Source organism: Bacillus sp. JJ1764, from assembly GCF_036962145.1.
Classification (GTDB): domain Bacteria; phylum Bacillota; class Bacilli; order Bacillales; family Cytobacillaceae; genus Neobacillus.
Map to the genome: position 1 here is coordinate 1 of NZ_JBALNY010000015.1, position 7,010 is coordinate 7,010.

7 protein-coding genes and 1 other annotated feature are annotated in these 7,010 nt (G+C 41.0%); of the genes, 6 read left to right on the forward strand and 1 reads right to left on the reverse strand.

Annotated features, from left to right (window positions below):
- The 3 genes from V7083_RS02150 to V7083_RS02160 form a co-directional block, all read left to right on the forward strand.
- Positions 1-485 (forward strand): dUTP diphosphatase (locus V7083_RS02150; RefSeq protein ID WP_335474889.1); only part of this gene is annotated, 485 nt, incomplete at its 5' end.
- A gap of 70 nt (positions 486-555) precedes the next feature.
- Positions 556-1,641 (forward strand): M42 family metallopeptidase, encoded by a 1,086-nt coding sequence (locus tag V7083_RS02155; RefSeq protein ID WP_335474891.1) that lies wholly within the window; start codon positions 556-558, stop codon positions 1,639-1,641.
- 44 nt (positions 1,642-1,685) lie between these two features.
- Positions 1,686-1,874, forward strand: a complete 189-nt coding sequence (locus V7083_RS02160) for a hypothetical protein (protein WP_335474893.1) — start codon at positions 1,686-1,688, stop codon at positions 1,872-1,874.
- Between the two features lies 1 nt (position 1,875).
- Here the strand turns inward: V7083_RS02160 and sspI are convergent, their stop codons facing one another.
- The gene (sspI, locus tag V7083_RS02165) at positions 1,876-2,085 is read right to left on the reverse strand and encodes a small acid-soluble spore protein SspI (protein ID WP_335474895.1); all 210 of its coding nucleotides are present in this window, start codon (positions 2,083-2,085) and stop codon (positions 1,876-1,878) included.
- A gap of 116 nt (positions 2,086-2,201) precedes the next feature.
- On the opposite strand from sspI, the gene V7083_RS02170 reads away from it, so the two are divergent.
- The 3 genes from V7083_RS02170 to pheT all read left to right on the forward strand — a co-directional run bounded on the left by V7083_RS02170 (position 2,202) and on the right by pheT (position 6,774).
- Positions 2,202-2,966, forward strand: a complete 765-nt coding sequence (locus V7083_RS02170; RefSeq protein WP_335474897.1) for a TrmH family RNA methyltransferase — start codon at positions 2,202-2,204, stop codon at positions 2,964-2,966.
- 27 nt (positions 2,967-2,993) lie between these two features.
- Positions 2,994-3,229, forward strand: a binding site (T-box leader).
- Positions 3,230-3,304: 75 nt separating this feature from the next.
- On the forward strand, positions 3,305-4,345 hold the full coding sequence (pheS, locus tag V7083_RS02175; protein ID WP_335474899.1) for a phenylalanine--tRNA ligase subunit alpha: 1,041 nt from the start codon (positions 3,305-3,307) through the stop codon (positions 4,343-4,345).
- A 14-nt stretch (positions 4,346-4,359) separates the two neighbouring features.
- Positions 4,360-6,774 (forward strand): phenylalanine--tRNA ligase subunit beta, encoded by a 2,415-nt coding sequence (gene pheT / locus V7083_RS02180; RefSeq protein WP_335474902.1) that lies wholly within the window; start codon positions 4,360-4,362, stop codon positions 6,772-6,774.
- The last annotated feature ends 236 nt before the right edge of the window (positions 6,775-7,010 follow it).

The window sequence follows — 7,010 nt, forward strand, 5'->3', positions numbered from 1 at the left end:
TCGAAAAATTGTTCCAAATGCAAAAGGCTCTGGACTCTCATATTGAGCAAAAGCATCAGCTTCAAAACGAAGATTTATTTTCTAGAAAAGTACTAGCTTTACTGGTGGAACTTGGTGAATTAGCAAATGAAGCGCGCAGCTTTAAATTTTGGAGTGTCAAACCGGCCTCCCCCAAAGCCGTAATCCTTGAGGAATATGTGGATGGAGTGCACTTTATTTTATCACTCGGAATCGAATGTGGGTTTGATAAACAAATAATGGAATTAGACGTAAAACCGGAAATCGCTGATGTCACCGAACAATTTTTGCAGGTATATAACCAGATCAGTCAATTTCAAAAAGAAAAAAATGTAGCCAATTACCTAAAATTATTCTCAGCCTATTTTCAGCTTGGCAGCCTGTTAGGAATTGCTTATGAGGAAATGGAACAGGCATATTTTTCAAAAAACGAAGTAAATTATCAAAGACAACAAAATAATTATTAACAGAAAAATTTGTTAAAATATTTAGGGTTCCGATATAATAAGAGTGTACATACATAAAAGGGGGTTTATTATGCCTAATTTAGATGAAACACTGTTAATGCTTAAGGATTTAACGGATGCCAAGGGAATTCCCGGCAATGAGCGTGAAGTACGCGAAGTCATGAAAAAATACATAGCACCATTAGCAGATGAAATCACCACAGATGGCTTGGGAAGTCTGATTGCCAAAAAGGTTGGAAAAGAAGGCGGCCCAAAAATTATGGTAGCCGGGCATTTAGATGAAGTAGGTTTTATGGTAACCCAAATCGATGATAAAGGCTTTCTCCGTTTTCAGCCTGTTGGCGGCTGGTGGGGCCAAGTCATGTTGGCTCAGAGGGTTACAATTGTTACAAGAAAAGGTGACGTAACCGGAATTATTGGTTCCAAGCCTCCACATGTGTTATCTGCTGAAGCGCGGAAAAAGCCGGTAGAAATCAAAGATATGTTTATCGATATCGGTGCCTCCAGCCGTGAGGAAGCATCCGAGTGGGGCGTTCGTCCTGGTGATATGATTGTCCCTTACTTTGAATTTACGGTAATGAACAATGAAAAAATGCTGTTAGCAAAAGCATGGGATAATCGGATTGGCTGTGCGATTGCCATTGAAGTGTTGAAACAACTCCAAGGTGTTGACCATCCAAACATTGTTTACGGTGTTGGTACGATCCAAGAAGAAGTCGGCCTTCGTGGTGCCAAAACGGCAACATCTAAAATTGAACCGGATATCGGCTTTGCTGTAGACGTTGGTATCGCTGGAGATACTCCAGGAATTACCGAAAGAGAAGCAATGAGTAAAATGGGTAAAGGACCACAAGTTGTCATATATGACGCATCCCTTGTGGCTCATAAAGGCTTGTGTGATTTTGTCACTGATACTGCTGATGAATTAAACATCCCTTATCAATATGAGTCCATTCCAGGCGGCGGTACAGATGCCGGCTCGATCCATTTAACCCATAACGGTGTACCGGCTATGGCAATTACAATCGCAACGCGCTATATCCACTCACACGCGGCCATGCTGCATCGTGATGATTTTGAAAATGCTGTTAAGCTAATTGTTGAAGTCATCAAACGTCTTGACCGTGAGACAGTTGATAAGATAACTTTTGAATGATATCCTGATTCCCTCAGCTTCTTGGCTGAGGGGATTTTTTTATTTTGCAAGTAAAAGGGAATGTTTCGCAAGTAAATAAAAATGTTTTGCAAGTAAAGGAGAGTTTTTCACAAGTAAATGGGTGTAGGTTGCAAGTAAATAAAGATATTTTGCAAGTAAAATTATATTTTCCGCAAGAAAAAACTTTTTCAATAAAAAGGCCATCGACTTCTAAAAAGTCGACAGCCCTGTAAATTAATGTTTTAAGCCGTTTTCAAGAGTGGTAAGCAATTCTTTTTTCTCATCTTCGGATGAATTTTGCCAAATGACTTCAAATAATACCCCTAAGCCGGGTAACATTTTTTCCTCACCGCTTTGAATCGCATCCACGATTGTATCTTCCAACTGATCCTGTGTATTTCCGGAAACATTGTGAATAATTGCATTTCGTAAATTTAAGTTCATCGCAAATCTCTCCTTTTTCACACATTTCCTTATTATCATTTCTAAATTTGGTTTTATTATGTATTTTAATTAGGCTATAATGGAAAAATCAGAGTAAATTAAAGGGGATCACAGAATTGAAATATATTCAGTCTTTGCAAAATCCACAAGTTAAACAATGGAAAAAGCTATTAACCAAAAAAGAACGTGACCGCTTAGGGACCTATTTAATAGAAGGATATCACTTGGTAGAGGAAGCATTGAAGCAACCGGAGCAAGTATTAGAAGTAATTGTTTCTGAAAAAATTGGAATGCCATCAAGGCTGGATGTTGGCTCTACTCCGGTATTTTCTGTAACAGAGGAAATCGAAAAAGAACTCGCAGAAACAGAAACTTCCCAAGGGATATTTGCAGTGTGCCGCCAGGATAATCAACCTGAAGCTTTGTCCGATGCCAAAACCTATCTTCTGATTGATGCGGTCCAAGACCCGGGTAACCTTGGAACCATGATTCGAACGGCTGATGCTGCTGGGATCGATGCAGTGATTGTCGGCCGCGGCAGTGTAGATATTTTTAATTCAAAAGTGTTGCGCTCTGCCCAAGGCAGCCATTTTCATCTTCCCATTATTAGAGGGGATTTGCTGCAATGGATGAATCAATTGAGAGAAAAAAATATTCCTGTTTACGGTACAGCACTTGAGGGGGCTGAAGCATATACTAGTACTTCACCTACAGATTCATTTGCTTTAATCGTTGGAAATGAAGGGAATGGTGTGAATCAAGAACTTCTTGCTGAGACCACTGCCAACCTATATATTCCTATCTTCGGCAAAAGTGAATCATTAAATGTCGCAGTTGCAACAGGAATTTTGTTATATTATTTGAAACACAAGGAAAATTAGTATATAATATTGAACAATATTGATAATACAAAAACGATGACGGAGAAAAGTATTTTGTCAAAGAACATCCAGGGAGAAAGTGCCGAGACTGCAAGCACTTTTATGGGAAAGACAAAAGAAGTTCACCTCCTGAGTTGGCATCGGGACCATTTTTCATAATGTAAAGATGCATCGGCAGAAGCCGTTATCCGAATGAAGTGAACACAAATGGCTTACATATGTGTTAACAAGGGTGGTACCACGACTAATACCTCGTCCCTTTTTTAGGGGTGGGGTTTTTTTATTTTCCCAAAACGCTCATTCGAAACCATTACATAAACCATTAAGGAGGAAATAGAATGCAAGAACGATTAAAGGAATTGCAAGCTGAAGCTATTCAAAAGGTAGAACAATCTTCAAGCCTAAAAGAATTAAACGATATTCGCGTAGCCTATCTCGGCAAAAAAGGTCCTATTACCGAAGTGCTGCGAGGCATGGGGAAACTTTCTGCAGAAGAGCGCCCAATTATGGGGGCACTTGCTAATGAAGTAAGAGAAGCCATTGCTTCAAAAATTGAAGCCAAACAAGCAGAGCTAGAAGAAGCTGCTGTTCTTGAAAAATTAGCATCTGAAAGCATTGATGTAACACTTCCTGGACGTCCGATTAAAACGGGCAGTCACCATCCATTAACCAAAATCATTGAAGAAATTGAAGATTTGTTTATCGGTATGGGCTACGAAATTGCCGAGGGTCCAGAAGTGGAACAGGATTACTATAACTTTGAAGCGTTAAACCTGCCAAAAGGCCACCCTGCCCGTGATATGCAGGATTCCTTCTATATTACTGAAGAAATTTTAATGCGTACTCATACATCACCGGTTCAGGCCCGCACCATGGAAAAGCATGGAGGTAAAGGACCCATCAAAATTATTTGCCCTGGTAAAGTATATCGCCGTGATAATGACGATGCGACTCACTCCCATCAATTCATGCAAATTGAAGGGTTGGTTGTCGGAGAAAATATTCGCATGAGCGATTTAAAAGGAACACTTGAAGTTTTTGCGAAAAAAATGTTCGGTCAAGACCGTGAGATTCGCTTACGCCCAAGCTTCTTTCCATTTACAGAGCCATCGGTTGAAATGGATATTTCCTGTAAAATGTGCGGTGGTCATGGCTGTAATGTATGTAAGCAAACTGGCTGGATTGAAATCCTTGGAGCCGGAATGGTTCATCCAAACGTACTTGAGATGGCTGGATATGATTCAAAAAAATACACTGGTTTTGCTTTCGGAATGGGTCCAGAGCGAATTGCGATGTTAAAATATGGTGTGGATGATATTCGCCATTTCTATACAAATGATGTTCGTTTCTTAAAGCAATTTTCATTACACGAGAAATAGGAGGTTGACGACCGATGTTCGTTTCATATAAATGGCTCCAAGATTATATTGATTTGACTGGAGTAACGGCAGCAGAACTTGCTGAAAAAATTACGAAAAGCGGAATTGAAGTAGAAGGTGTAGAAGTTTTAAATGAAGGAATTAAAGGAGTAGTTGTTGGTCACGTAGTAGAACGTGAACAGCACCCAAATGCTGATAAACTAAGCAAATGTTTAGTGGACATTGGCCAAGGTGACCCAGTGCAAATCATTTGCGGAGCACCTAATGTGGCTAAAGATCAAAAGGTTGCCGTAGCGACAGTTGGCGCTGTACTACCCGGCAATTTCAAAATAAAAAAGGCTAAGCTTCGCGGCGAGGAATCCAATGGCATGATCTGTTCCCTTCAAGAGCTTGGCATGGAAGGAAAAATTGTTCCTAAAGAATATTCAGAGGGGATTTTTGTTTACCCTTCTGATGCTGAGGTTGGCAGTGATGCACTTGCGTTATTAAATAGAGATGATGAAGTGCTCGAGCTTGGCTTAACACCAAACCGATCAGATTGCTTAAGCATGCTTGGTGTGGCTTACGAAGTAGCTGCCATTCTTGGCAGAGAGGTAAAACTGCCGGAAACAGATCTTCAGCCTTCCAATGAAAAAGCAACTGATTATGTAAAAGTTATCGTCGAAGCAAAAGAAGACAATCCATTGTATGTGGCAAAAATGATCAAAAACGTAAAAATTGGTCCATCACCGCTTTGGATGCAAACAAGATTAATGTCCGCTGGTATCCGACCGCATAATAACGTCGTTGATATTACCAACTACATTCTGCTTGAATACGGCCAGCCATTGCACGCATTCGATTATGACCGCTTAGGTTCTAAAGAGATCTTGGTACGTCGCGCGAATGATGGCGAAAAATTTGTAACTCTTGATGATGTGGAACGCACTTTAACTTCCGAACACCTTGTCATCACCAACGGCGTTGAGCCAGTTGCCATGGCTGGAGTTATGGGCGGAGCCAATTCTGAGGTAACATCTGATACCACTAATGTTCTATTAGAATCTGCATATTTTAATGGAGCTACGGTTAGAAAAGCTTCGAAAGATAATAGTTTAAGAAGTGAAGCGAGTGCCCGTTTTGAAAAGGGTGTTGATCCTAATCGTGTTCGTGCAGCCGGAGAACGTGCCGCGTACTTAATGGCTAAGTATGCAGGCGGTGAGGTATTAGAAGGTGCGGCAGAAGTAGATGTGCTAACAGTTGAGCCGGCAGTTGTGTCTGTTACACTTGAAAAAATTAATCGGGTGCTGGGAACAGAACTTAGCATGGATCAAGTAAAAGAAATTTTTGACCGTTTGCAATTTGGTTCCAGTATTGAAAATGATACCATCACTGTAACGGCACCGACGCGCCGTGGCGATATTAAAATAGAGGAAGATTTACTTGAAGAAGTAGCTCGCCTTTATGGGTATGATTATATTCCAAAAACATTGCCGATTGGCTCTTCAACACCTGGTAAACTATCCGAATACCAGAAAGGACGCCGTGTTGTCCGTCAATATCTAGAAGGTGCTGGACTATATCAGGCAGTGACATATTCTTTAACAAGTGAAGATAAAGCAGCTCAATTTGCAATGGAGAAACGCGAAGCAATCCGTTTAGCAATGCCAATGAGCGAAGATCGAAGCGTACTTCGTTTAAGCATTCTGCCGCAGCTGTTGGAAGTAGTTAAATACAATAGTGCAAGACAAAACGACAGCCTGGCTGTTTATGAAACGGGCAATGTCTTTTTATCAAATGGTGTGGAGGTGCTTCCTGAAGAAGAAGAGCATCTTGCAGGGGCAATTACAGGCCTATGGCACCAGCACTCATGGCAAGGCGAGAAAAAACCAGTTGACTTCTTTGTCTTAAAAGGAATCTTAGAAGGACTATTTGAAAAGCTTGGATTAACTGAAAACGTTCAATATGTCCAGTCGCAAGTGGAGGGCATGCATCCGGGACGTACGGCAGAACTCCTACTAAATGGTGTAAAAATTGGCTTTGCCGGTCAAGTCCATCCGAGTGTCCAAAAATCATTGGATTTAAAAGACACCTATGTTTTCGAACTATCATTAAAAGCGATTCTTGGCGAAGAGACTGCTGCATTGCAGTATAAGTCAATTCCTCGTTTCCCATCCATCACAAGAGATATTGCCCTTGTGGTAAACAGTGAAACAGTGTCAGGCACCCTGAAAGAAATCATTGTAACTGCCGGTGCACCACTGCTTCAAGAAGCGCAGGTATTTGACCTGTATGAAGGCGACAAGCTTGAAGCCGGCAAGAAATCTGTGGCATTCAGCCTACGTTATGTCGATCCGGAACGGACTTTAACAGATGAAGAAGTAACAAAGGTTCACAATCGCGTATTAGCTGCATTAGAAGAAAAAGCTGGCGCGGTATTAAGGGGCTAAAATTTGAAAAGAGTACTCTGTGGTTTTTTAAAACTGCGAGTACTCTTTTTTTTATGATACTCATTTTTATAAAGCCCGATTAGTGAAAAACAGGATGGCCGCGGTCGTTATGAGGAGTTCATAAAGCCCGGTTGGTAGAAAAAAGGAGGGAGCAGTCATTATGAGAGTTTCATAAATCAATTTAGAAAAAGAGTCGCCAATAAGCCCTCTTGGCGCCTGCCCAAGAGCATCCAAAA

Coding starts and splice junctions, on each gene's coding strand:
- V7083_RS02155 (WP_335474891.1), top strand. CDS start 556: ATGCCTAATTTAGATGAAACACTGTTAATGCTTAAGGATTTAACGGAT.
- sspI (WP_335474895.1), bottom strand. CDS start 2,085: ATGAACTTAAATTTACGAAATGCAATTATTCACAATGTTTCCGGAAAT.
- pheS (WP_335474899.1), top strand. CDS start 3,305: ATGCAAGAACGATTAAAGGAATTGCAAGCTGAAGCTATTCAAAAGGTA.
- pheT (WP_335474902.1), top strand. CDS start 4,360: ATGTTCGTTTCATATAAATGGCTCCAAGATTATATTGATTTGACTGGA.